Annotated in this window: 22 protein-coding genes and 1 pseudogene; 11 read left to right on the forward strand and 12 right to left on the reverse strand. The window is 59.1% G+C overall.

All coding sequences use genetic code 11. From position 1 onward, the window contains the following. Positions 1–30: 30 nt before the first annotated feature. Positions 31–1,209: a porin gene (locus tag ACSQ8V_RS37795; protein ID WP_436209193.1), complete on the reverse strand. Its 1,179-nt coding sequence runs from the start codon at positions 1,207–1,209 to the stop codon at positions 31–33. A gap of 372 nt (positions 1,210–1,581) precedes the next feature. Between ACSQ8V_RS37795 and ACSQ8V_RS37800 the strand changes: the two genes are divergently transcribed. Then, entirely contained in the window at positions 1,582–1,839 is a 258-nt protein-coding gene (locus ACSQ8V_RS37800; protein ID WP_213763745.1) for a DUF4148 domain-containing protein, read from the forward strand. Positions 1,840–2,251: 412 nt separating this feature from the next. Here ACSQ8V_RS37800 and ACSQ8V_RS37805 read toward each other — a convergent pair whose 3' ends face one another. From ACSQ8V_RS37805 to ACSQ8V_RS37825, 5 genes are all read right to left on the reverse strand, one after another. Next, on the reverse strand, positions 2,252–2,983 hold the full coding sequence (locus ACSQ8V_RS37805) for a response regulator transcription factor (RefSeq protein WP_213763746.1): 732 nt from the start codon (positions 2,981–2,983) through the stop codon (positions 2,252–2,254). A gap of 64 nt (positions 2,984–3,047) precedes the next feature. Beyond that, entirely contained in the window at positions 3,048–4,427 is a 1,380-nt protein-coding gene (locus ACSQ8V_RS37810) for an ATP-binding protein (RefSeq protein WP_436186435.1), read from the reverse strand. A gap of 57 nt (positions 4,428–4,484) precedes the next feature. Further along, entirely contained in the window at positions 4,485–5,165 is a 681-nt protein-coding gene (locus ACSQ8V_RS37815) for a response regulator transcription factor (protein ID WP_436209194.1), read from the reverse strand. A gap of 134 nt (positions 5,166–5,299) precedes the next feature. Continuing rightward, positions 5,300–5,512: a DUF4148 domain-containing protein gene (locus ACSQ8V_RS37820; RefSeq protein ID WP_089164691.1), complete on the reverse strand. Its 213-nt coding sequence runs from the start codon at positions 5,510–5,512 to the stop codon at positions 5,300–5,302. A 249-nt stretch (positions 5,513–5,761) separates the two neighbouring features. Next, on the reverse strand, positions 5,762–6,073 hold the full coding sequence (locus ACSQ8V_RS37825; protein ID WP_213763749.1) for a DUF4148 domain-containing protein: 312 nt from the start codon (positions 6,071–6,073) through the stop codon (positions 5,762–5,764). A gap of 730 nt (positions 6,074–6,803) precedes the next feature. Between ACSQ8V_RS37825 and ACSQ8V_RS37830 the strand changes: the two genes are divergently transcribed. From ACSQ8V_RS37830 to ACSQ8V_RS37845, 4 genes are all read left to right on the forward strand, one after another. After that, positions 6,804–7,949 (forward strand): porin, encoded by a 1,146-nt coding sequence (locus tag ACSQ8V_RS37830; RefSeq protein ID WP_436185190.1) that lies wholly within the window; start codon positions 6,804–6,806, stop codon positions 7,947–7,949. Between the two features lie 479 nt (positions 7,950–8,428). Next, complete coding sequence (locus tag ACSQ8V_RS37835; RefSeq protein ID WP_213763751.1) at positions 8,429–9,040, forward strand: helix-turn-helix domain-containing protein; 612 nt, start codon at positions 8,429–8,431, stop codon at positions 9,038–9,040. 96 nt (positions 9,041–9,136) lie between these two features. Further along, positions 9,137–10,435, forward strand: coding sequence for an MFS transporter (locus ACSQ8V_RS37840; RefSeq protein ID WP_213763752.1), 1,299 nt, complete (start codon positions 9,137–9,139; stop codon positions 10,433–10,435). 32 nt (positions 10,436–10,467) lie between these two features. Next, on the forward strand, positions 10,468–11,733 hold the full coding sequence (locus ACSQ8V_RS37845) for an NAD(P)/FAD-dependent oxidoreductase (RefSeq protein ID WP_436185192.1): 1,266 nt from the start codon (positions 10,468–10,470) through the stop codon (positions 11,731–11,733). Positions 11,734–11,815: 82 nt separating this feature from the next. On the opposite strand, the gene ACSQ8V_RS37850 is transcribed toward ACSQ8V_RS37845, so the two are convergent. Further along, entirely contained in the window at positions 11,816–12,571 is a 756-nt protein-coding gene (locus tag ACSQ8V_RS37850; protein ID WP_436209195.1) for an SDR family oxidoreductase, read from the reverse strand. Positions 12,572–12,709: 138 nt separating this feature from the next. Here ACSQ8V_RS37850 and ACSQ8V_RS37855 point away from each other — a divergent pair, with 138 nt between their 5' ends. Then, positions 12,710–13,633 (forward strand): LysR family transcriptional regulator, encoded by a 924-nt coding sequence (locus ACSQ8V_RS37855; RefSeq protein ID WP_436209196.1) that lies wholly within the window; start codon positions 12,710–12,712, stop codon positions 13,631–13,633. Positions 13,634–14,362: 729 nt separating this feature from the next. Next, complete coding sequence (locus tag ACSQ8V_RS37860) at positions 14,363–15,745, forward strand: sigma 54-interacting transcriptional regulator (RefSeq protein ID WP_436209197.1); 1,383 nt, start codon at positions 14,363–14,365, stop codon at positions 15,743–15,745. 189 nt (positions 15,746–15,934) lie between these two features. Here ACSQ8V_RS37860 and ACSQ8V_RS37865 read toward each other — a convergent pair whose 3' ends face one another. The 3 genes and pseudogenes from ACSQ8V_RS37865 to mnmD form a co-directional block, all read right to left on the reverse strand. Then, a complete protein-coding gene (locus ACSQ8V_RS37865) occupies positions 15,935–17,662 on the reverse strand; it encodes an IlvD/Edd family dehydratase (RefSeq protein ID WP_436209270.1) in 1,728 nt (575 codons plus the stop codon). A gap of 158 nt (positions 17,663–17,820) precedes the next feature. Continuing rightward, entirely contained in the window at positions 17,821–18,024 is a 204-nt protein-coding gene (locus tag ACSQ8V_RS37870; protein ID WP_436209198.1) for a hypothetical protein, read from the reverse strand. Positions 18,025–18,060: 36 nt separating this feature from the next. Then, positions 18,061–18,774 (reverse strand): annotated as a pseudogene (mnmD, locus tag ACSQ8V_RS37875) (tRNA (5-methylaminomethyl-2-thiouridine)(34)-methyltransferase MnmD); the annotation flags it as partial. A gap of 283 nt (positions 18,775–19,057) precedes the next feature. Here mnmD and ACSQ8V_RS37880 point away from each other — a divergent pair. Then, entirely contained in the window at positions 19,058–19,639 is a 582-nt protein-coding gene (locus tag ACSQ8V_RS37880) for a DJ-1/PfpI family protein (RefSeq protein ID WP_436185195.1), read from the forward strand. Between the two features lie 176 nt (positions 19,640–19,815). Then, complete coding sequence (locus ACSQ8V_RS37885) at positions 19,816–20,529, forward strand: ProQ/FinO family protein (RefSeq protein ID WP_255631278.1); 714 nt, start codon at positions 19,816–19,818, stop codon at positions 20,527–20,529. A gap of 131 nt (positions 20,530–20,660) precedes the next feature. Here ACSQ8V_RS37885 and ACSQ8V_RS37890 read toward each other — a convergent pair whose 3' ends face one another. Continuing rightward, positions 20,661–21,587, reverse strand: a complete 927-nt coding sequence (locus ACSQ8V_RS37890; RefSeq protein WP_436209199.1) for a LysR family transcriptional regulator — start codon at positions 21,585–21,587, stop codon at positions 20,661–20,663. Positions 21,588–21,737: 150 nt separating this feature from the next. On the opposite strand from ACSQ8V_RS37890, the gene ACSQ8V_RS37895 reads away from it, so the two are divergent. Both ACSQ8V_RS37895 and ACSQ8V_RS37900 read left to right on the forward strand, forming a co-directional pair. Then, on the forward strand, positions 21,738–22,490 hold the full coding sequence (locus ACSQ8V_RS37895; RefSeq protein ID WP_436209200.1) for an SDR family oxidoreductase: 753 nt from the start codon (positions 21,738–21,740) through the stop codon (positions 22,488–22,490). A 180-nt stretch (positions 22,491–22,670) separates the two neighbouring features. Next, positions 22,671–23,294: an ATP-binding cassette domain-containing protein gene (locus ACSQ8V_RS37900; protein ID WP_436209201.1), complete on the forward strand. Its 624-nt coding sequence runs from the start codon at positions 22,671–22,673 to the stop codon at positions 23,292–23,294. A gap of 50 nt (positions 23,295–23,344) precedes the next feature. Here ACSQ8V_RS37900 and ACSQ8V_RS37905 read toward each other — a convergent pair whose 3' ends face one another. Next, positions 23,345–24,157 carry a DUF2182 domain-containing protein gene (locus tag ACSQ8V_RS37905; RefSeq protein WP_436209202.1) on the reverse strand — a complete coding sequence of 271 codons (813 nt, stop codon included), beginning with the start codon at positions 24,155–24,157 and terminating at the stop codon, positions 23,345–23,347. Between the last annotated feature and the right edge of the window lie 186 nt (positions 24,158–24,343).

Here is a 24,343-nt window from a genome sequence, read left to right on the forward strand (position 1 = left end):
GTATTTACATCAAGCTCTGGTCGGACAGGATCAGAAGTGGAGACGCACACCCGCTGCGACCACTGCTTGTTTGCCGTTCGACGACGCAGCCAGGTTGTAGATCGACGCATTGCCCAACGCATTCACCCCCGTTGCGCCGGTCGCATGCTGGTAGACACCTTCGAGATAGACGTCGGTACGGCGGCTCAGCGCGTAGTCCGCTTGCAGCATGAACGCATTCCACTTCGGCGAGAGGCTCGACGTGGCGGCGTCGAACTTGCCGTCGGTGAACGTGTACGAGCCGCCCAGGGTCAATGCCGGCGTCAGTGCATAGCGGGCATTCAACTCATAGTTGTTGAACGTGAGCTTGTTGCCCGATAGCGCCGTGTATGAGCCGCCCTGTGAGATCTCGCTTGGGTCGTCGAGTGTCGTGCGCGTGAACACCGCGCCGATGGTCGCGGCACCAATCACGTAACGCGCGCCGGCGCCCATGATGCGCTGGCGACCGCCGACCAGCGTTGCGTCGCCGTCGCCGCTCGAGAGCGCGCCACCGGTGTTAGCCGGTGCCGTGACACCGCCCGGATCGTTGGCCTGGAAATATGCTGCAGCCAGACTCAAAGGACCGTTGTTATACGACGCGCCCGCCGTATAGGCGTTGTTGTTGCTGAAGCCATTCGATGAATTGCTGAACGCGTACGCACCGCCGAACACGAGCCCGGCGTAGTTCACGCTGCGAAACTTCACCGCATTGTTCATGCGGAAATCGTTGTTCAGGTTGTCGTTGTCGAACGGGTGATCGGCTATGTTCCCGCCAAAGCCCGAACCGGTTGCCGACAACGGCGCCACGAAGTCCACCATGGAGTCGTACTGGCGCCCCAGCGTAACGGTTCCGTAAACGGAGCTTGAAATACCGACCCATGCCTGACGGCCGAACTCGTCGCCGCCGTTCGAGAACTTGCCGCTGTCAATGTTAAAACCGTTCTCGAGGTCGAACACGGCCGCCAGACCACCGCCAAGATCTTCTGTGCCTTTCAGGCCCCACCGATCCGTACTCACGTTACCGCTCTGCATGCCCCACGCGGCATTGCCACCCGTTGAGGATTTCTGGTTGGAAATATAGTCGATACCCGTATCAAGTGTGCCGTACAGGGTAACGCTGCTTTGTGCGTTCGCGGCTTGAGAGACCGCGGCCGCGATCAGGCTCAAGGAGGCGATCAACGCTTTGTTCATGTGTGCAATTCCAGAATGATGCGGCTGCTGTTCCGCTCCCCGGCAGGGCGGAGACAGGATGGCGAAGTGCAGCCGCCCGACTCGCCATGCGGACCGGGGCAAATTTAGGCGGCGGGCATGACGTGGCCGTGTCGGAATCGCGTTACTTCATGAAGAATAATTTATAAAGCCGACACAAAATATTTAACTTAGCTATCCGATGTTATTTAGTTGTTTTTTTGCGCGTTTCATGAGCTTCTCTACATGAACAACTCTTCACGTTTGAGCGTCTTTCCCGATAGGGCTGCTTCGTTAATCTGCATTCACCGGACAACGATCACACCTCTGCATCGAAGCCCGGTCACTCGTTAAACGGACTTTTAGGAAAGCACCATGAAGACCATGATGATCGCCCTCGCTTTTGCCGGCCTGGCCACCACGGGCTCAGCCTTTGCCCAGAGCACGACGCCGGCTCAAGCCCCTGCTCAAGCACCCGCCCCTGTCATCGTCGCACAAGCAGGTCAATGGGTACCACCGGATGGACAGACCATTGCGCCTAAAACACGCGCGGAGGTTTATCAGGACCTCGTGAAGTCTGAGCAGGATGGCCAACTCGATTACCTGAACCGCACGTTGTACTGGCATCACTAGGCATGGAGCGTCGATTGCCACTTGCCGTGACGGATGGAATGAGCTTGTGTGTGACGACCGTTTCCGGTTCCGCCGCCGCAGCTTCACGCCTTCCGTCACGCACTGCCGGCCCACATCCTGGTTCGCCGCAATGCGAACGTTCAAACCATAGATTCGAATGACAGGCGTGTTCGCCAAGGTGATGTCATGAGCCGCTTAAGACGCATACTCGCTTCCTTACGATTGCCGCTTTGCGCGCTGGCGTTGGGCTTTTCATTGGCGGGTTGCGCGTCGATGCAAGGCGCATCGACCGATCCTAATGCTTGTGTGGGACCGGTGGATTACTGCCAACCCTTCTTCGGTTCCTGATCTCGTCTGACACTAGCGCAATGAAAGCGTGAAAGCGCGAACTCCCTACACGGGAGCATCGCGCTTACGCATTTCCAAGGTTCGATCGAGAAACGGACAAGGCGAGAACCGGCGGCGGTTGGGTCGTGATGATCTGATAACCGAAGCGGCTGACGGTTTCAAGACGCGCACCGAAGGTATGCAACTCAAGCTTGCGGCGCAGCCGCGAGACAACCAGGTTAACGCTCGACGGATCCACGACGTCCTTGTCGGGCCACGCATACCGAATCAACTGGTCGCGCGCGACGGGGGCATCGGGCTGGCGCAGCAGCGACTCAACCAACAGGAACTCGCGCTTGGTCAGGGGGAAACGCTTGTCTCCTTCCACCAGCTCCCGCGTAAGTGGATCCAGCCTCAGCGAAAGGTCAAGCGTGGGGTCGCCCACGCCCTGCACCGACGATCGATGCAACGCCAGCATACGTTCCTGCATTTCGATAAACGAATACGGCTGCACGAAGCACGCGTCCGCACCCGCGCGCAGCATGCGCGCTCTCTCTACAGGCGTCGCGCGTCCGAGCACGACCAGGATCGCGGGCGAACCCGGCAAACGCGCGAACTCGGACAACAGCGTAGCCAGGTTGCAGATGGATTCAGTATCGACGGCTACGATCAGCACCGCGTCAAAGGTGTCTTGCGACGCGAGATGAAGCCCGTCGCGTAGATCGTCGGTCATTTGCAGGCTGTGCGCGCTTTCGCGTAAAGCCTTATGCAAATAAGCGCCTTCAGTGCAGACGGTGGAAATGAGCAGAACGCGCATAGGGGTGGCTCTTACTCGGTTAATCGGTTGATCGGGTAATCAGGGCCGGCAATCAGCACGCGCATCATTCGAGCGCGTGGGGCCAGCATTCAACCGTCATCGTCGTGCCGGGGGTGGTACCGGTCCCATTGGCGCCCACACGAAGCGCGAAATCGTGCAGCCGCATCACGGCCGACACAATGCTGAGACCGAGTCCCGAGCCTGCCAGATGACGCGTCTGATCGGCTCGGTAGAAGCGCTGCAACACCGCTTCCCGCTCGCGCTCCGGGATACCTGGACCATTATCCGAAATGACCAGTAGGGCGCCCTGCGGATGATCCGTCAGTTCAATACGCACGGACCCGTTGTCCGGCGCGAACTTGATCGCGTTGTCGAGCAAGTTACTGAATGCTTCGAATAGCAACGCGCGATCGCCATGGACAGCGGGAACCTGTTCGACCACAACCGCCCAGCTAATTCCCCGGTCCTCGGCGAGCGGGTTATACAGTTCGCTTAATTCATGAACCAGCGTAGTGAGATCCACTGAAGAGAATCCGCCACGCCGCTTCAAGGCGCCAATCTCCGAAATGCGGAGCATCGCACCGAAACGGTCGAGCAGCATATCGGCCTCGACTCGCGCACGATCGAGCATTTGCGCGACGCCGTCGTCCTGGATCACGTGCATGCGTTCGGCCACGTTGGCGAGCAAGGTGCGGATATGCGCGGCCGGGGTACGCAAGTCATGGGCTATTCCGTCGCACGCGCTCTTGACCTCCGTCATCAGCCGTTCGATTTCCTCGAGCATGTGATTCACCAGATGCGCGAGCATGTCCAACTCGTCTCGGCCGCCGATCGGCAAACGCCGGTTCAGGTCACCCTCTGCGATCCGCAAGGTTACGTTACGAATATCGCGCACACGCCGCATCTGCCGCAGGTTGAGCAACAAGCCACTGGCTATGCTCACCAGCAAGCAGAACAGGCCACCGCCAACCAATGCGTTGATCATTGTCTCGCGAACAGCCAGCACGTGCGTGAGATCGCGGGCCACCACGATCTGTTCGCCGCTGTGCCGACGCACGCCCACGGCTCGAACGACCGGCGACTTCGCCTGGTTGGCGACGATCAGGCTATCGTTGAGCGTATGACCTTGACGATCGAGCGGCAGGTCCGGCGGCAGCACGCGGATATCGCCGGCGAGATGGGTGCCGTCGGGGGCAAACAGCCCAAAGTAATTGGTATTCAGGTGTTCGCCTTCCGTGCGCCGATAAATGGTCGCCGGAAGTGCCTGGTCCTCAATGGACCCGAAGTAGAAGATCTGCCAATGCAACACCGAGTCCGCATCGAACTCCATGCGAGTGGTTGCGGACCAGCCGATAAATCCGATCAGCACCATGACCGACAGCGCGAAGATGACGGCGTAGACCGAAAGCCACCTGAAGGTCGTGTTATGCCAGCGGCGCCCCATTTCTACGGGATGCGTTCGATTCGTTGAGTCAGCCAAGGTGTTCTTATAGGAGAGGGATCACGTCAGGATGTAGCCCGAACCGCGCACGGTCTGAATCGTTGCTTTGGCACCGGGGGAATCGATCTTCTTGCGCAAGCGTCCCATGTGAACGTCAATCAGATTGGTGCCGGGATCGAAGTGATAACCCCACACCGCTTCGAACAGCATGGTGCGAGTGATGGTTTGACCGGCGTGCCGCATCATGAACTCCAGGATCCGATACTCGGTTGGCAGCAACGACACTTCAATGCCGTCGCGCGTCACCTTGCGCAAAATCAGATCGATGAGGAGCGGTCCTGCATTCAGCGTTGTTTCATTGCGTGTGGGCGTCTCGCGCCGGCGTCGCAGCAGTACTTCGAGACGTGCTGTGAGTTCGTCTGAATTAAACGGCTTGGTCAGGTAGTCGTCACCGCCTGCGCGCAGGCCGCGAATACGCTCATCTACGTCGCCAAGCGCGCTTAGCATCAACACCGGTGCCTGTATGCCAACCGTTCGTAAAGTGGTGAGAATAGTCAGGCCGTCGAGTCCCGGGAGCATGCGATCGAGCATGATCACGTCATAGTCGCCGCTCATCGCACGGGCAAGACCGTCGGGTCCGTTATCCACCCAGTCCACCTCGAACCCGCATTTTTCAAGCTCTGCCACGATCTCATTCGCTGCTAGCGGATCGTCCTCTACCGTGAGCACTCGTGTCGTCATTGTTCCCAATCCAAAGTCGGCACCGGCGAAAAACCGGGTGCCGTCTGCACTACCAGAGGGTAAATGATGCCACAACCGACTCGATGAGATCGGCGAATGGAATTGACGGACAGGCATCAGAAAGGTGCCTGACCTTAGTGGCCGCCGCGATAAACCACCGAATCGAGGTAATTAAGCTGACCGTCTTTTTCAGCGTGAACAAGCGAGCGCTCAACCTGCGCGCGGGTGAGCGTCGAGACCGGCGGCTTCCACGATTGGTCTTGAGCAGGTTTCGCCGGTGACTGGGCAAATGCCGAAGAACACACTGCGCATGAGAGAAGACTGGCTGCGAAAAAAAGTTTTTTCATGTCGCTACTCCTGGGAAATCGGGTGAATTAAGCGTCGCTGTCCGCTAATGGCGTTGCGACGATGTTGAGACTACGCGGTGACCCTTAACGGTCCGTCATCTGCTTCATGAAAAGATATTTACTGAAATTCGCTTAGGGGAAAGCCTCTAAGACAACATTGAAATGTTTGCGAACCATTGCTTGGTGCGACAGGTCGAATTGCCGGCTTGCTTCGTCCACGGCCGGTTGTCCGGAGGCAACGCTCAGGACTTAGTTCGTGGACGGACTGGCGGGATCGCCTGCGACCTGCGCCGGCATGCAGTCGTGACGGAACTCCTGATGCAGCTTGACTTCGGCGGTTTGTAGATCATCCGGATATTCGTTGTCGTCGGAGGTCGGCTGATATCCGACCGCTTCCAGTTCGCTTAACTCCTGCATCAGTTGTTTGTGCGTAACGGTGTGCTTGAGTTGCGTGAACGGATAGTCATGACATTCAGCCTGCGTGAGGCTTGGGGCGGCAAAGGCCGATGCGCTGGTAAGGGCGAGTGAAAACGTAATCAATGCAGCGGAAAGGCGTTTCATGGGTGTTCTCCGTAAAGATATCGGTCTTGAGTAGTCGCCTGCGCCTCGCTGGTTTTGTCTAGCGACGGGTGACGAGATTCAGGATAGCGAACTGATTACGACGGAAAGTCCGCTGTAACATGAAGAGTAATTTAAGATTCGTTAAGGTCAGCGCAGTGCCTCTATGCAAGGGCCGGCCGAACGTCAGGATCGTCTGCTGCCGCGTGCGCACTGAACGAACCGGCAAGCGCGTTTGATTCAGGAGCACCGGGCTTTCGATGATGGCGTGGAGTTGACACCCTGCTTGCGTGAAGGCTCGTTTCGCTTACAAACCACATTTCACCCATCACACTTCCCTGCCTGTTTGGAGAGGCCGTACTTTCACGCCGTCCCTTTTTGGCGATGCGTATACGGACTCTGTGAAGCATTGGGCACGGTCCCAATACATCAATTCAAATTGTTTGGAAGTTGGCTGTATCGGATTCACGACACGCATCGTCCTCGTTCGTCCCTGCCTGATGCTCCACGCTGAAATCCGTCCCCTCGCCAGCAAGCCGCAACGCGCTTTTGACGCGTCTCTTCCTGCGCCTGAAAGTCTGAATTTCAGTTAGTCGCCGCAGCTATGAATAACGGCTCATTAACCTTCGTGGGCGCTTTCATGAAGTCTTAAGTTCGTCATTACGTTTGCGCTGCAAGAACCGACATCAAGCGACACACACGCGTCTGAATCTATATATTGGGATTGAAAATCATGAAGAGAACCTTGCTAGCCGCTGCGATTCCGGCAATTTTTCTGAGCACCGTCGCGCATGCGCAAAGCAGCGTCACGCTCTATGGCTTGATCGACGAAGGGTTTGACTTTACGAGTAATGGTCAAGGCCATCGCGGCTACGAAATGGTCAGTGGCGACACCGTGGGTAGCCGCTGGGGCCTGAAAGGCAGTGAGGACCTGGGCAATGGACTGAAGGGAATCTTCCTGTTGGAGAATGGCTTCAACACGAACAACGGGCAACTGGGTCAAGGCGGTCTTGAGTTTGGGCGGCAAGCTTACGTTGGCTTATCGTCAGATCAGTATGGTACGTTCACGATGGGTCGCCAGTACGATCCCACCATCGACATGTGGAGCGGCTTCACGGCAGCGGGCAACACCATTGGCGATCTGGCGGCGCATCCGTTCGACAACGATAACTCGGACTGGGATTATCGTATCCAGAACTCGGTCAAGTATGTGTCGCCGACCTATAGCGGCTTTACTGGCGAAGCCATGTATGGCTTCAGCAACCAGGCGGGCGGGTTCGCGACGAACCGCATGTACAGTGCCGCGGGTACCTATAAGATGGGAGGCTTTGCTGCGGCTCTCGCGTACATGAAGACCAATAGTGGCGGAGCCAATGCGTCGGGCGCCGTGTCGAACGATACAACGGTCTTTACGGCTGACTCGCAACAGAACATTGACGCGGGCGTGTCGTACACATTCTCGAACAAGGCAATGTTGGCGTTCGCGTATTCGCATATAGACGTGTACAACCCGACTGGCAATGCGTACTTTACGGATCAGCCGGTGGCGGGTACTCAGAACTCGTGGAAGTTCGACAACTTTGAGGTCAATGGCCAGTACTTCTTCAAGCCTGATTTCTGGATGGCGGCTGCCTACACTTATACGTTCGCTCACATTTCCGCTACGACCGGGCGCTCGATGCCTAAGTACAATCAGTTCTCGTTGATGCTTGACTATGACCTTAGCACGCGTACGTCGGTCTACATTCAAGGAGCCTATCAACACGTGAATGGCAACACGGGAACGCAGTTCGACAATGCGGATATTCCGGGTTCATCGGGGATTTCTTCAACCGGGAATCAGTTGATGGCCCGGCTCGCGATGACACACAGGTTCTGATCGTTCGCATAGAAAGGGGGCGGCGCTGGCAACACTTGCGCGTGCAGCTTGTTGCAAGAGGTCCGCGCAACAGGCTGCACAAAACCATCGCATCGCTAAGCCCCGAAAACCACACGCTTCAAACCAAGACAGATTCAACAGGTTTTCAGCGATGCTGCGCACCTCCTTGCCACTAATCACAACCTCCGGGACAGGACCGTCCACATCGTAGGCGGACAGGTCACCGAGATAACTATGCAGCATCGCAAGCCCGCTGAGCGGATCGATCAGCGCCTGCGGTTCATCGAATTTTGCCTGCGCCTCGCCTCGGCGAATCGACCGATTAATCCCACTCATTCGTCGCCAGCCGGGACACGCGTCGTCTGGCTAACTTAGCCAAAATTTTCACCCAATCCTTATTGTTTGCTTGAAAACAATAATTTTTTGGCAGAAACTTCATCACAGTGTAATTTTCCCATCTGCCTCCACAAGGCGACACCGTGTCCGAAGACTCCTTGCCGTTGACGAATGCCCCTGTGCACGAGCAAGACGTGGTCATCGGCGGCCGCTTGCGCGCCATGCGCAAGGCGCAGGACCTACGCCTCAAACACGTGGCAGAGCAAGCCGGCCTGTCCGTCAGCATGCTCAGCCAGATCGAGCGCGGCATCAGTTCCCCGTCCATTCGCGTGCTTCGCAACATCTGCCATGCGCTGGGCGTCGATGGCGCCGCGTTGTTCGATGAGAGCAACACGCCCGCTCCGCAAGACGGCGCAGGCGCGGACTTTGTCGTGCGGCTCGCGGACCGCAAGCCAGTGAGCGTCGGCGGCGTCACTAAATATCGGGTGACACCCGCGGGCTGCTCGGTCATGGAAGGGTTCCTCATGGAGATTGGCGCGGGCGCTGTGTCCGACGTGAACTTCGTCTTGCAGACCGGCGACAAGATTGGTTATATCGTGCGCGGCAAGCTGCGCCTGTTCGTCGACGACCAGGAAATGTTGCTGGAAGCCGGGGACATATATGGGTTTCCGTCAGGCCACCGGTATAGATGGGAGAACGGCTGGGAGTCGCCCACCACCATTCTCGTCATCAACAGCAATCATTTCTACGTTTAGTTTTTCGCCCGGGCGCGGCCAGTCTTGTGCGCCTACTTAGCTGTACTGGACACACCGCGCCCTGACCGGCCGGTGCTCACCACACAGGACGCAAAGATGAAGCAGGCGATCGGCAGTATCGGCTCGGACGGCATTCCATCATCCTCGCAGGCATCCACGCACAAGATTCGTGACGTGGTGGCGGCAAACGTGGGCACATTCTTCGAGTGGTTCGACCTGCTCGTCTATGCGATGTTCGCGATCACCATCTCGCACCTGTTTTTCCCCACTGGAAATCCGCAGTCGGCCTTGTTATACAGCCTGCTGACCTTCGCGAGTGCGTATGTCGTACGGCCCGTTGGCGCGGTCGTACTGGGCATCTATGCCGATAAACGCGGCCGCCGCGCCGCGCTGACCATCGCTGCGTTCCTGATGCTCTGCGGCACCGTCCTGATGGCGGTGATTCCGACGTATCGGATGATTGGTGCATGGGCACCCGCCCTGCTCGTGTTCGGACGCCTGCTGCAAGGGTTCTCGGTCGGCGGTGAATTCGGCTGCGCGAACTCTTACCTGACCGAGCAAAACTCGCGCACGAAAGCGTTCTTCGCCAGCCTGCAGTTCTCGACCTCCGGCCTCGCGGTGTTGACCGCCTCGCTATTTGCTTACCTGATCAATCACTATCTTTCGCAAGAGCAAGTCGATTCGTGGGGATGGCGCACGCCGTTCATCTTCGGCTGCCTGATCGGTCCCGTTGGGCTGTATATCCGCACCAAGATCAACGAGACGCGCGAGTTCGAAGAAGTCGCGGACAAACCGCATCGGCCGCTTGCGGAAGTCTTTACCTTTCACAAGCGTTTCCTGCTGATTGGCGCGGCAGTCGTGGCGGCGGGCAATGTAGCCAGTTTTCTTAATATCTACATGCCGACGTTCGCCATCAATAATCTTGGCATAGCTAAGGACTCCGCTTTCATTGCATCCATCTTCAGTGGCCTCGTCAGCACGATCTTCCCGATCTTCGGCGGACTGGCTGCCGACCGTTTCGGGACCATCAAGGTCATGCGGATTGCGTTGATCGCGGGCCTGATCATGGTCTTTCCCATGTTCTTCATGCTGACGCATACGCCCTCGTTCCAGTCACTTATCTTGTTCCAATGCGCGATGTCGCTGGTGTTCTACAGCTTCTATTACGCACCGGTCGGTTCGCTGTTGTCGCAGCTCTTTCCAACGTCGTGCCGGACAACGGGCGTGTCGATCGCCTACGTTGCATCGCAGACATTTTTTGGTGGCGTCACGCCGCTCGTGGTCGGCTTCCTTGTCGCGCAGACGGGCAGCATCATGTCGCCGGCTTATTACGTGATCGTGATCGGCGTGGTCGCGCTAGTGGGCTTGTCGGCTAGCCGAAGCCGTGCTCACTGACATGAACGACCGCTTTTCTTCAAGGACATAACATGCGTTCGACATTGCCTGCGGAGATCGACGTTGCGATCGTCGGGGGCGGAATTATCGGCATCAGCACTGCACTCGCGTTGGCACGCGAGGGGGTACGCGTCGCTGTATTCGAAAAAGGCATGATCGCGGGCGAACAGTCGTCGCGCAACTGGGGATGGATTCGCACGGTCGGGCGCGATCCAAAGGAGTTGCCGCTATCCGCCATAGCGAACGATATGTGGGCCGACATCCAGGCGCGCATCAACGTGGGTTACCGGCGCACCGGCCTCGCCTATCTGGCGGAGACGGACAATGAGATGGCCCGTCATCAGGCGTGGCTCAACTCGGCCAAAGACACGGGCACGGAAGGAAGCCTGTTGGGACGGGATGAACTTGCGCGTCTTATTCCCGCCTCGAACCGCCCGTGGATCGGCGCTTTGTACAGTGCGGGCGACGGCGTTGCCGAACCCACGCTAGCCACCGCCGCAATCGCCAGACTGGCGACCGAAGCCGGTGCAATGGTGTTCGAACGGTGCGCGGTTCGCGGGCTAGAGACCAGCGCGGGAAGAACGTCGGCGGTTGTCACCGAGCTTGGCGTGGTGAAGTGTGCGTCAGTGGTACTGGCAGGCGGCGCATGGTCACGGCTTTTTTGCGGCAACAACGCGATCGACTTTCCGCAGTTGAAGGTACATGCGTCAGTGCTGCGAACGGGGCCATTAGAGACCGGCTTGGAGATGGCGATCAATGGGTCGGATTTTACGTGCCGCAAGCGCGCTGACGGGGGGTATACGGTGTCGCAACTCGGTGCGTCGATAGCAGACCTCACACCGGACAGCATCCGTTTGTGCCGTCAATTCCTGCCGGCGTGGATGGCAGAGCGCAAGTACTTAAAGCTTCGCGTAGGCAGGTGTTTTATAGAAGAGATGAGCATTCCGCGCCACTTTCGCCTCGATACCCCCACGCCATTCGAAGCTTGCCGGACGCTCGATCCGCCGCCGACCATGAAGATGGTCGACGGCGCACTCGACAAGTTAAAGCATGCGTTCCCAGCGTTCAAGAATGCGACGGTCGCCGAAGCCTGGGCCGGGTTTATCGATGTGACGCCAGATGCGGTGCCGGTTATCTCGGAGGTCGGCAAAATTCCAGGATTCTTTCTGGCAGCGGGATTTTCAGGGCATGGTTTCGGCATTGGCCCGGCAGCCGGCGCGTTGATGGCAGATCTGGTGACCGGAAACACGCCAAGAGTGGACCCGAAGGCGTTCCGTCTGGACAGGTTCAATGCCTGAGACTGGACCGGATACGAATCGACAATAACAACGTCCAGCACCCACTCCGGCGACGCGCACTCGCGCTGCCGGAGCCCGCCGATCAGAACTCCTGCATGGTCGGACGAAGCACGATCTCGTTGATATCGACATCGCCGGGTTGCTCGATCGCGTAAGCAATCGCCCGCGCCACCGAGTCCGCGGGAATCGCTTGCTGATAAAACTGCCCCACCACCTTCGCGCTCTCTTCATGGGAGCTGCCGAGCTTCAGTTCGGAATCGACCGCGCCCGGCAGGATGATCGTCGTACGGATCGACGCGCCGACTTCGTGACGCAGTCCTTCGGAAATCGCGCGTACGGCAAACTTGGTGCCGCTATAGACGGTGCCGCCGGGGCTAAAGACCTTGATGCCCGCCACCGATGAAATGTTGATGAAGTGGCCGCTGTCCTGCTTCTGAAATACCGGTAACGCGGCGGCGATCCCGTACAGCACGCCCTTGATGTTGATGTCGATCATGCGTTCCCACTCGTCGACCTTCATCTCCGAGATCGGCGCGATCGCCATGAGCCCTGCGTTATTGATCACGACATCCACGCGTCCGTAGGTGCTCACTGCCTGATCGACCAGCGCCTGCACGTCTGCACGGCGGGTGACATCGGCGGCCAGTACCTCGACCTTGCCGCCCGCTTCGCGCAACTCGGCGGCGATGCTCTCAAGCCGGTCAAGACGACGCGCACCCAATACAAGCGACGCGCCTTTCGCCGACAAATGACGCGCCGTGGCTTCGCCAAGCCCGCTGCTCGCGCCAGTGATGACAACGACCTTGCCTTCAATTCCATTGCTTGCGTGATTGCTCATTATTGACAGGCTCCTGTGTTCCTGAGAGGGCGAAGGCCCTCGCGACAGAAGACAGTATGGGAATCTCAAGCCAGCCATTCAATGGAAATGATACGATTTCATAATTCCATTTTATGGAAGCAAAACCGAGAACCCATCATGCAGAATCGCCTTGAAATGTTGCGCATCTATTGTGCGGCCGTTGAAGCACAGAGCTTTAAGGAAGCGGCTACCCGGCTGGGCACTTCGCCTCAGGCAATCACGCGAGCCGTTCAGGAAGCGGAAGCGCTGGTGGGCGAAATCCTGTTCCATCGCAACACCCGGCGCGTGCGCGCCACGCAAGCAGGAGAAGCCTTTGCGCAGCGGGCGCGCAAACTCGTGCAGCAGATGGATGATCTATTAAGACCGAAGGACAGCGAGATCGATGCCGAGATTGCCGGCCTGGTCCGGCTGACCGCGCCCAGGTCCATCGGCGAACGTTTTCTCATGCCCGCGCTTGTGCGGCTCGCCGAGAAGCATCCCCGCATCACGCTTGACCTGCGTTTATCCGATGCGATCAGCGACCCTATCGCGGAGCAGATCGATATTGGCGTGCGGATCGGCTTCATGCGGGATAGTCGCTTCGTGGTGCGTCCTGCATCGCACGTGGGCTTCTCCGTCATTGCCAGTCCAAAGCTTGTCACACGCGTGGGCCATCCCGCGGACCTGGCTGAGCTTGCGCTGCTGCCGTCGACGGGATTCATCGACAGGAACACCGGGCGAGTGTGGCCCTGGCAGTTTTCCAACGGGCAGCAAATGACGCCGACAAACCTTGCATTCCAGACCGACGACGGCGAGTGCGAGTGCCGCGCCGTGGTGGCGGGAATGGGGTTTGGGCAGATCGTGAGTTATCTCGCACTGCCGTTGCTGCGCGCGGGCAAGGTGATAAGCGTACTCGACGACATCGCGCCGGAGCCGTGGCCGGTCTACGTCTACAGGCCGCAGCGGGGACCTGTGCCCGCACGCATCCGGCTCGTGTTCGACGCCGTGCTGGCAGCGCTGGAGAAATCAGAACTGCAGCATGGGCCTTATGTGTCGGGCTGACTTCACGCTCCGAGGACGGAAAAAAGCGCCGTGCGAACATGCGAACCATCGACGAAGCCCAGCCGGCGCTTGGAATTCGCCATGCGCTCTAAGGTGCCGGCCGATGTTGGGATGATGGCTAGCTAGGGATAACCCCATAGACCAGATAGGAGCCCGGCCCTGCTGCGTCCAGGCTTTGCTATGTTCATACAAATAATCAAGCCAAATCGCTATTTTCATCCTAGATTGGTATTTGCTTCCATTGCCGATCACGAAAGTCCGTTAAACGGCGCCTGATTCGAACTCGCCGGCCGTGTCGCGTTCTCATAACAATCGCGCCTGCTCGATACCCGCATGGGCGAACGTGAAATAACGTGAAATAATGAGTCGTGGCGGCAAAAAGTAAACAGCCGGCTACACGCGCAGATAACATATGCGAATAAGAGCCGTAAAAAGCTTATTGCCGCACAAAAAATGCTTGCCGGCGAGAATCAGAAGACTTGTTACTTGATTCTTACTTGATGCTCCTCCGAAAACGGGACGCGAACTTCAAACGGGGTTTTATGGCATGACCAACACAGCCGATCAACCTTCGATTCCTTCAAGTTTCCGCGTACTGAGTCGATATAACTAAAGCGCGTGCAGTTTTCGTGAGGCCGGCAACTGCAACTTATCGCCACGTGCCCAAAATGTGCTGACCCCGCAGCGACTTGATAGCGGCGGTCGCTATAACTAACCGGTATGACTTTCATGGCTGCTTCTTCATCGCTTCCCAGGCATTTGTTTTACGTAGGCGATCCTTTGACGCTCGAACTTCGCTCGCTCCTGGATGCGCGCGGCTGGACAGTCAAATCCCTGGAACTGGACCGTGAACCGGGGAATTTCTCGTCGAAGCCCAGCGGCGGTTTGCTCGATTTCTCGGCGCGAAACGTTCTGGCTAATCTGCGGCTGGCTGAAACCTGGCTATCGGTAAAAACAGTGGGCTGGTTAGCGCTCTTGTCGCCGGCGCAACTTGAAGATTCAACTATTCGGCGTCTCGTCCGGGATTTTTGCTTTGATTATGTAACGCTCCCCGCATCGGGCGAGCGGATTTTGAACGCGCTGGGTCATGCTTATGGAATCGCCGCCTTGCATGACGGAGGGACGCGCGACCCCGCTAACGCGAAGAGCGACAGCAACGCCGAAGGCGACATGATCGGCTCATGCGACGCCATGCTTGCGCTCTTCCGCGCGATCCGCAAAGTGGCCATGACCGACGCGCCCGTGTTTATCTCCGGCGAATCGGGAACGGGTAAGGAATTGACGGCGGTAGCCATTCACGCGCGGTCGGTACGGCGCAACGAGCCGTTTGTCGCGATCAACTGTGGGGCTATTCCCGCGCATCTTTTGCAATCCGAGTTATTCGGTTATGAACGCGGCGCGTTCACCGGTGCGAATCAGCGCAAGATCGGGCGCGTTGAAGCGGCCAACGGCGGCACGCTGTTCCTCGACGAGATAGGCGACTTGCCGCTGGAGAGCCAGGCGAGCCTGTTGCGTTTCCTTCAGGAACGCAAGATCGAGCGCCTGGGCGGTCATGAGTCCACTTCCGTCGATGTGCGCATTGTCTCGGCTACGCACGTGGACATGCAGACTGCAATGATCGAGGGCCGGTTTCGCTCTGACCTTTACCACCGGTTGTGCGTGCTGCAGATCGAGGAGCCGCCGTTGCGCTCGCGTGGCAAGGACATTGAATTGCTGGCCCGGCACATGCTGGATCGATTCGAGAAAGATGCCAACCGGCGTCTGCGCGGTTTCGCCCCTGACGCTATCGCCGCGATCCATAACTATGGCTGGCCCGGTAACGTGCGTGAGTTGATCAACCGCGTACGGCGCGCGATCGTGATGGCCGAAGGCCGCTTGATCGGCGCGCATGATCTCGAACTCGGCGAGTTTGCGGAATGCGTGCCCATGTCGCTTGCGCAGGCGCGCGAAGTGGGAGAACGGCAGGCTATCGAAATGGCCCTGCTGAGGAATCGCGGGCGCGTAGGCGACGCGGCGCGCGAACTCGGCGTGTCCCGTGTGACCCTGTACCGGATCCTGTCCGCCTACAACATGCGCAATGTAGAGACGCCGTCGGGTCTTGGCCTGGACTAGTTCATTCCTGCGGCAACGGCCGTTGGAACATCTGCGACGCTAGTGCTCCTGCCCGCCCGGCCCGCCCTGCCCGTGTGCCAAACAGAGTCCGGAGCGGTGGAATCGCTTTCATTAACATCCGATACCTCCAGGGTTTCGTAGCGGTTCTCAAGTGCGGCTCGATTGCCGAAGCCGCACGCCGGCTTGACCTTACCGCTGCGGCGGTCGCCGCGCGCGCTCATTCTCTTTCTCCTGCTGCAGACTTTCGCTCTGCAGGAAATCGAAGTCCACGCCCTCATCCGCTTGCGTCACCGTCTGCAAAAACAACTTCCGGTAACCACGTCCTGCGGTCGGACGAACGACGGGGTTGTCGAGCGCACGCTGATGCAATTCAGCTTCCGGCACAAGCAGCGCAATCTCCCGGTTGATCACGCTCAAACGAATCCGGTCCCCATTGCGGACATGGGCAAGCGGGCCGCCAATGGCCGCTTCCGGCGTGACGTGCAGAACGATCGTGCCGAACGCGGTGCCGCTCATGCGGCCATCGGAGATCCGCACCATGTCCTTGACACCCGTTCGCGCCAGCTTGCGTGGAATGGGGATATAACCCGCTTCGGGCATCCCCGGCGCACCGACCGGGCCAATGTTCTTCAGCACAAGAATGTCTTGCGCGGTGACGTCCAGCGCTTCGTCGTCGATCCGGCTGGCCATGTCCTCCAGATCGTCGAAGACGACCGCACGTCCTTCATGCTCCATCAACGCCGGATCAGCCGCCGACTGCTTGATGATCGCGCCGCCTGGCGCAAGATTGCCACGCAGTACGGCAAGTCCGCCCTCCGGATAGATCGGATGACTAAATGATCGTACGACGTCCTGCTGATACCCGGGTCCGCCAAGCTCGATCTCCTCCCCCAGCGTGCGCCCGGTGACGGTCAGCGCGTCCAGATGGAGCAACGGCTTGAGTTCGCGCAGCAGCGTAGCCATGCCGCCCGCCTTGTGGAAGTCTTCCATGTAGTGCTGGCCGGTTGGTTTCAGATCCAGCAGTACCGGCGTTTCCTTGCCCATCCGGTCGAGCGTGTCCAGATCGATCCGATGCCCCAGCCGTCCGGCAATAGCCGTCAGATGAACAATCGCGTTGGTCGAGCCTCCGATTGCCAGCAGCACGCGCATCGCATTTTCAAAGGCTTTTACGGTAAGTATCTTGTCGATGGTGAGACCGTCGACTGCCATCTGAACTGCCCGTGCGCCCGTTTCTTCCGCCACGCGAATCCGGTCGGCTGTGACGGCAGGAGGCGACGCGCCGCCGGGAACCGTCATGCCCAATGCTTCCGCGACACAGGCCATGGTGCTCGCGGTGCCCATCACCGAACATGTTCCCACGCTCGCGACCAACTGGTTGTTGACGTCGGCGACCTCTTCCTCGTCAATCTCGGCCGCGCGAAACCTGGCCCAATAGCGACGGCAATCGGTACATGCACCCACGCGTTCGCCACGATGCGAGCCGGTCAGCATGGACCCGGTGATGAGCTGGATGGCAGGCGTGCCCGCGGACGCCGCGCCCATCAATTGCGCGGGCACGGTCTTGTCGCAACCGCCTATGAGAACGACCGCGTCCATGGGCTGCGCGCGAATCATTTCCTCGGTATCCATCGACATCAGATTGCGCAGGTACATCGATGTAGGCGACGCAAAGCTTTCGTGAATGGAGATGGTCGGGAAGTCCATCGGCAAACCGCCGGCAAGCATCACGCCGCGCTTCACCGCTTCAATCAGTTGCGGCATGTTGCCGTGGCACGGGTTGTACGCACTCCCCGTATTGACGATACCGATTACCGGCCGGTTCAAGGCCTTGTCGGTATAACCGGCGCCCTTGATGAACGCCTTGCGCAAGAACAGCGAAAAATCCTGGTCGCCGTACGACGTAAGTCCTCGCTTCATGCCGGTCGCGCGGACCGGGGCTTGCTTGTCGTCCGGTCTGTCAGCCGGCTTGTCGGATTGATCGGTCACTGGGGAATTCCCTATGAAGTAAATGATGGTTCGCGCCTGGGCGCCGGTTGGATTCCAGTTTGCCCGGGCCGCGAGAGCGTATATAGAGTCTATTGCGACGCCCCCGGCATAGTGACGCCGACTGCGGTCAACTGTTCGACCAGGGGCGCCACCACCCGCTCCGATCGCTTGAGCGTTGGACGTACTGTGCGCCATTGCTCATCGTTTAGCCAATGCGCGATCGCATGTTTCATGGCGGTGATGATCGGCAACGCCTGGAATATCGCGCGGATCACCGTGGCGCGTTCCCGCAATGCGCACGCGTTATACAGCTTTCCGCCGGCCTCTTAGCGCCGCACAAAGTGGCCCACGAGCATCGCGCGTTTCCACCCAAAGCCTGCCACTTTCCGATATTCAAAACCCGCTTGCAGCAGCGCGCGTTTCACATCGCCGGCGCTGGTGTAGGTGGAAAACGTCGCGTCGTCACCTGCCAGCGCGGCGAGTGAATTGAAGATCGCGGGCGTCCAGAGTTCAGGATTTTTCGCCGGCGCAAAACCATCGAGATAAAACGCATCCGCGCGCAACCGCAGTGTGGGCAGGATATCCACCGCGTCGCCGAATATAAGCGTCAGCGTGACGCTGCCATCGTCGAAATCGAGCTGGTGCGTACCGGGTTTCAGCGCGGGCCACGCCGCGGCAAGCGTGTCGGCCAGGGCGAGAACCGATGCATCGTCCACGGTCACCTCGTAGGCGCGAAGCAGATCGTCCGCCGAAAACGGGTGCTTTTCGATCGACACAAAATGGAGCCGTTCGCTGCGCGCGGGATCGGCGCGCCACGCGGCCCATGTCGTCAGGAAATTGATGCCCATGCCGAAACCGGTTTCAAGCACGGTAAATGCCTGACGCTCCTGCCATCGTCCGGGCAAGCCGTTGCCCTGCAAGAATACATACTGCGACTGGGCAAGACTGCCCACGATGCTGTGATAGATATCGCCGTATTCAGGTGAATACGGCGACCCGTTGGGGCGGAACGCAAGCGTGGCGGGAATCAGCGGATCGGTCATGCGGGTCAGTTGTCAGGGAGGGGGCGGGGAATCATGTTTGACGGGCCACGGCCGCGTCATTGTCGCGCGGTCCGGTAAAGGTTCAGCACGTTAGCAAAAACGGCTGACCTTCGGCAAAAAATGCACCGAAGAAAGCCTCCCCATGGCGCGATGCTCAATCGCGATTTATCCGGCAGGCGGCAAAGTATCCCCGTTTTGCCATGAAGACGAGCTAAGATAAATCGAGTGGTTCCGGTTTGACCGGGCCGCGTTCGCGCGTGATTTTCTTTGACAGGAGAACAACATGGCAGCCAAGAAGATCTTATTTCTGACCGGCGATTTTGCGGAAGATTATGAAACGATGGTGCCTTTCCAGGCGTTGCAAATGGTCGGCCATACGGTGCACGCCGTGTGCCCTGGGAAGAAAAGCGGAGACAAGATCAAGACCGCGATTCACGACTTCGAGGGCGACCAGACCTACACTGAAAAGCCGGGTCATCTGTTCGCGCTGAATGCGAATTTCGATGACGTTGATGTCACCCGTTACGACGCGCTGATGATCGCCGGCGGCCGTGCGCCGGAATACCTGCGGCTGAACAAACGGGTAATCGAAATCGTACGGCAGTTCGCCGCTGCCGAAAAACCGATCGCCGCGGTCTGTCACGGCGCGCAGTTGCTGGCGGCAGCCGACGTCATTCGCGGCAAGCGGATTTCCGCCTACCCCGCTTGTGCGCCGGAAGTCCGGTTGGCCGGCGCCGACTATGCGGACATCGAAGTGGACAGCGCCGTCACTGACGGCAATTTCGTTACGGCCCCGGCGTGGCCCGCTCATCCGCAATGGCTGGGTCAGTTCCTCGCACGACTGGGAACCGAAATCTCGCTCTGAGCGATGCGGCGATTGCAGCGGCCGCTATAGTAGCGGCCGCCGGGGGCACGATTAGAGGGCCCTGAGAGCGTTCCTGGAAGGTGGATGCAGGTCGCGTCCACCCTGCTATTCATCGGCGTATGGCGGCCGCTTTCGGGCCGTTGCCGGCGTCGACAGGTGCTGCAATTGACTGAGGATTGTTCCGCCTGCCTGGACAAGTAGAACACCGGGAGTGGCGGGCTGCTAGAATTGACCTTTTACTTGCCTGGTCATGTGCTATGGGCTTTGAACAGCTCGCTGTATTGAAACAACAACTCGAGAAAGAGCAACAGGCGAAACGCGCGCAGTCGAAGCCCGTGGCGAAGCCTGCGCATAAGCCTGCCCCCAAGCATGCCTCTAAGCAGCCCGCCCCCACACCGGTCTCGAAGCCCGTCACCAAGCCGCCGCGCCCTCCTCGGCCAGCGCGGCCTGCTGCTCCCGTCGCGGTCAGGTCGAAACCCGTGGACCCTGTGGTATTGACCATCGGGAAGCTGCAAAAACGGTTTCCTAAAGCGTTCCCGAAAAACCCGTCGCCCAAGGTGCCGCTGAAGATCGGAATTTTCGAAGATCTTCTCGCACACGCCGCAGAGTTGGCGCTGACCGAGACCGAGTTGCGGGCGGCGATCAAGATCTGGTGCCGTGGCAGCCGTTACTGGACGTCGATGGTTGAAGGCGCAATTCGGGTCGACCTCTCGGGCGAGGAAGCCGGACGGGTATCGCCTGAAGATGGCGTCCGCGCGACGAAGCTGGAAGAAGGCCGTTTGGCAAGAGTCGCGTCGAAGGCCGCGGCTCCTGAAAAGGCGGCGGTTGTTGAGAATGCAGTGGTTGCTGAAAAGGCAGCCGTTGCGGATTCTGAGAAGGTTGCCGGATAAAAACGGGTGGGAGCGGGAGGTTTGCGGCGCCGCCGCAGCCTCTCCCCGCGCGCTCAGTTAACGACGGTGTCCTGATAAATTCCGTATTCGGACCGGATGATTCAATGCCCGGTTCCAAGCGCACACGTGTGTCACGCGTCTGCTGCCGTCGCATCGATCGCAGCCAGACCGTTTTCGTTGAGCGCGGGAATGGCGGCGAAAGCCTCCGCTATGAAATCCATGAAAACCACCGCGCGTCGTGGCAACAGCCGACTTGCCGCGTAGACAATCTGCAGCGGCACCGGCGGCCCAATGTAGTCGCGCAGTATCAAACGTGCGGACCCAGTTCGCAGCGCGTCTTCAAACAGCCAAAGAGGTCCATATCCAACGCCGATGCCTTGCAGCACCGCCTCGCGGACAGCGTCCGGTGAATTGACGCGCAGACGTCCCGTAACGGAGACCTCGGTATCGCGAAAGTGCCATGTTCCGGCCGACGACAACAATGTATAGACGATGCAATCGTGATCGCGCAAGTCACCCGGCGTGCCTGGCATGCCGCGACGCGCAAGGTAATCGACGCTTGCGACGCAAACCCTTTGGAACATCCCGATACGCCGTGCACGCAGCGTACTGTCCTCAAGATTGCCGATGCGAATGGCCAGTTCGACCGCTTCATTGACCAGATCGACGTAGCGATCGCTGATCTGCAATTCGAGTTCGAGTTTGGGATGACGCTCCAGAAGCGGACGCACCAACGGCAGCAAGTGGATCCTCCCAAGCGTCGTGGGACATGCCACGCGTAGCAGGCCTGAAGGCTGATCGTCACCACGGGCGGTCGATTCGGCCTCGGTGACTGCGTCCAGTATCCGTCGGGCTTCGGCGTAGTAGCGCTCGCCTTCGGGGGTGAGGGTCAGCCTGCGCGTGGATCGCTGCATCAGCCGTGTTTCAAGGTGCTGTTCCAGCGCAGCGACATAGCGGCTGACGTTAGGCTGGCCAATGCCCAGTTCCCTGGCCGCCGCAGAAAAACTCCCGGTCTCGACCGCCCGGGCAAAGCATTTCATCAAGAGGAAACGATCCACGGTGCGTCCTGATCATTTATGCAATGAGGGCATGAATGATATACCTTTCGACCCACTTATCCCCGTGCGCAAATGACTCCATTCTGTCTGTACAGCGAGGCGGCGCCAGCTAAGCACCGTCGACTGTTCATTCATTTACCGGAGATTCCCATGCCTCGTCTTCAAGGCAAACGCACCCTCATTACCGGCGGTACCAGCGGCATTGGTTTGGAAACTGCGAAGCAGTTTCTGACCGAAGGCGCACGCGTCATTGTCACCGGCGTCAACCCGGACTCTATCGAGAACGCCCGCAATATACTCGGCCAGGAAGTGCCCGTGCTGTGCGCCGACTCCGCCAGTGTCGAGGCTCAGAGTGCGCTCGCGCAAGCGGTCAAGGAGCACTATGGTCAACTCGATGTCGCTTTCCTCAACGCCGGTGTATCGGTATGGGTGCCGATCGAGGAATGGACGGAAGCGCTGTTCGATCGCTCCTTCGCTATCAACGTCAAGGGGCCGTACTTCCTGACTCAGGCGCTACTGCCCATCTTCAGCAAACCCGCCTCGGTGGTGTTGAACACGTCGATCAATGCGCACGTCGGCGCCGCGCAGTCGAGCGTCTATGCAGCGACCAAGGCAGCCCTGCTCAGCCTGTCCCGAACCCTGTCAAGCGAACTGCTGCCGCGTGGTATCCGCGTCAATGCGGTCAGTCCCGGGCCCGTCGATACTCCGCTATACGACAAGCTCAACATTCCCGACGCCTACCGCGAGCAGGTTACTCAACAGATCATCAATACCATTCCTGCCGGACGGTTCGGAACACCTGAGGAAGTGGCGAAGGCAGTGGTCTATCTGGCGTCGGATGAGTCCGCGTGGACGCTCGGCGCAGAAATCGTGGTGGATGGCGGACGGATGCTGAACGGTTGATTGCGGGTGGCCAGCGCGGGTGGTTCACAGGCGCGCTGACCTGTCCGTCCAAGCGCGCCTGCGTGCGCTGCTACACTTGCCGCAGTGTCAATTTCCACACAATCCTTGCCGCCCGGCGGATGCCAACCGGCATCCGCCGCAGCCGCGCGGCCACTCTTCTTCTGACAAAGTCTGCAACTCATGCTTCGATTCGAGAACCTCTGCAAACGTTACGACAAGCGCGTTATCTTTCAAGGACTGCGCTATGGCGCCGGCACTGGATGCGTGGCGCTGAACGATGAAACCGGCAGCGGAAAATCCATCTTGCTCGGTATCCTCGCTGGTGAGATCGAACCTGACGAAGGTGAGGTATGGATAGACAAACACTCGATGCATAGCGCCCCGATCGAGGCAAAGTCGCTACTCGCGTACGTGCCCGACGACTGCATGCCGTACTCGCTGCAGACGGGTCGCGAGTATCTGGAACGGGTGGCATCGGACCGACAAACCACCGTCGACAGTCAGGCGCTCGACTTGGCCGACCGCTTTGGCTTGACACCACATCTCGAGAAGCGTTTCGAGCAAATGTCGTTTGGTACACGCAAGAAAATCTTCCTGACGGCGGCGGTACTCGGCGATGTGAAGGTCGTTATCGCGGATGAGCCAGTCGCTGGCCTCGATGCCCCCGCGCGCGCTGTTCTGATCGATTTGTTCAAGACCTTGAGCGAAGACCGGACGGTTTTCTTTTCGAGCTATGACGTGGATTTTACGCAGGCTTGTAGCGCGAAAATGATCAGTTTTGCTGAGCTTGGCGCGGGGGTGTAGGCGGATGCTCGAAGCGCATGCTCCCACGATGGTCGCGGTTGCGCGATGCTTCATCCAAGCCCCATTGCTCGCAGGATCAGGACCAACCCCGTCAGAACGACCACAGCTCCGATAGCCTTCGCCACGCGCTCGCCGGCCGGTGCGAGACGTTCGGCAGTAATAGCTGTCGTGACGGCAGCCATCACGCGCAGATCCATGACACCAATCACCAGAAGGATAGCCGTCAGGCCAGCACAGCAGGTGCTGCAGTGAAGACCAAGGCGCAGGCCATGTCGCCAGGCCGTGCCGGCGTCCGCCTGCAACGCCTTCAACATACAACCCTGCCCCGGCATAGCCCGGCAGCAGGCAAGGTGATGCGACTTCCACGGTGTGAACTGGAGCGTGCCGGCGATCAGGACGACCACGCCGGACGCGACCGGAACGGCGCGCGCGAGTGATGGCAACTGCATCTCGACCGCCGCCAGCGTGCCCCCCAGCGCAAAGGCGGCCATTCCAGACACGGCCCACACGGAGAAGTACCCGGCGCCCACCAGCGCGGTCAGCCGATCCAGCCCTGTCTCGCCAGTCCTGCCGATGGCCTGACGGTAGCGCCACAACATGGGCGCGAGGGATGGCAGCATCATCGCAATCATCATCGCGACCCACATGCCGATGAACGAGGCCGCAGTGCCGGGCCACGTCTGTCCGCATATCGGCATCCACGCCATGGACATGGTCCAGCCGCCGGGCATTGGCATCTCGCCCATCGCCGACATGGACACACACCAGACGATTGTCACCGCCGCACTGGCGACGAAAAGTAGCGCCGAGACGCCAAAGAAAGCTCTCTGGGAAACTCGTTCGGAAACCATGTTTTGTGGCATCTTCCGCCTCCCGTTTGTGCGGGCGAGACCCTGGTCTCGGATCGGTAGTCCTTGTCGACTCAGACCCACGGCGGCGCCTGACGTTGCCGCGCCAACTCGTCCTCACGGCGTGTGAATTCCTTCTCCGCCTCGAGCAACTCGAATAACGCTGCCAACTATTCTTCACGTGTCCCGGCTATGCGTGTC

The organism is Caballeronia sp. LjRoot31, assembly GCF_964253885.1.
Lineage (GTDB): Bacteria > Pseudomonadota > Gammaproteobacteria > Burkholderiales > Burkholderiaceae > Caballeronia.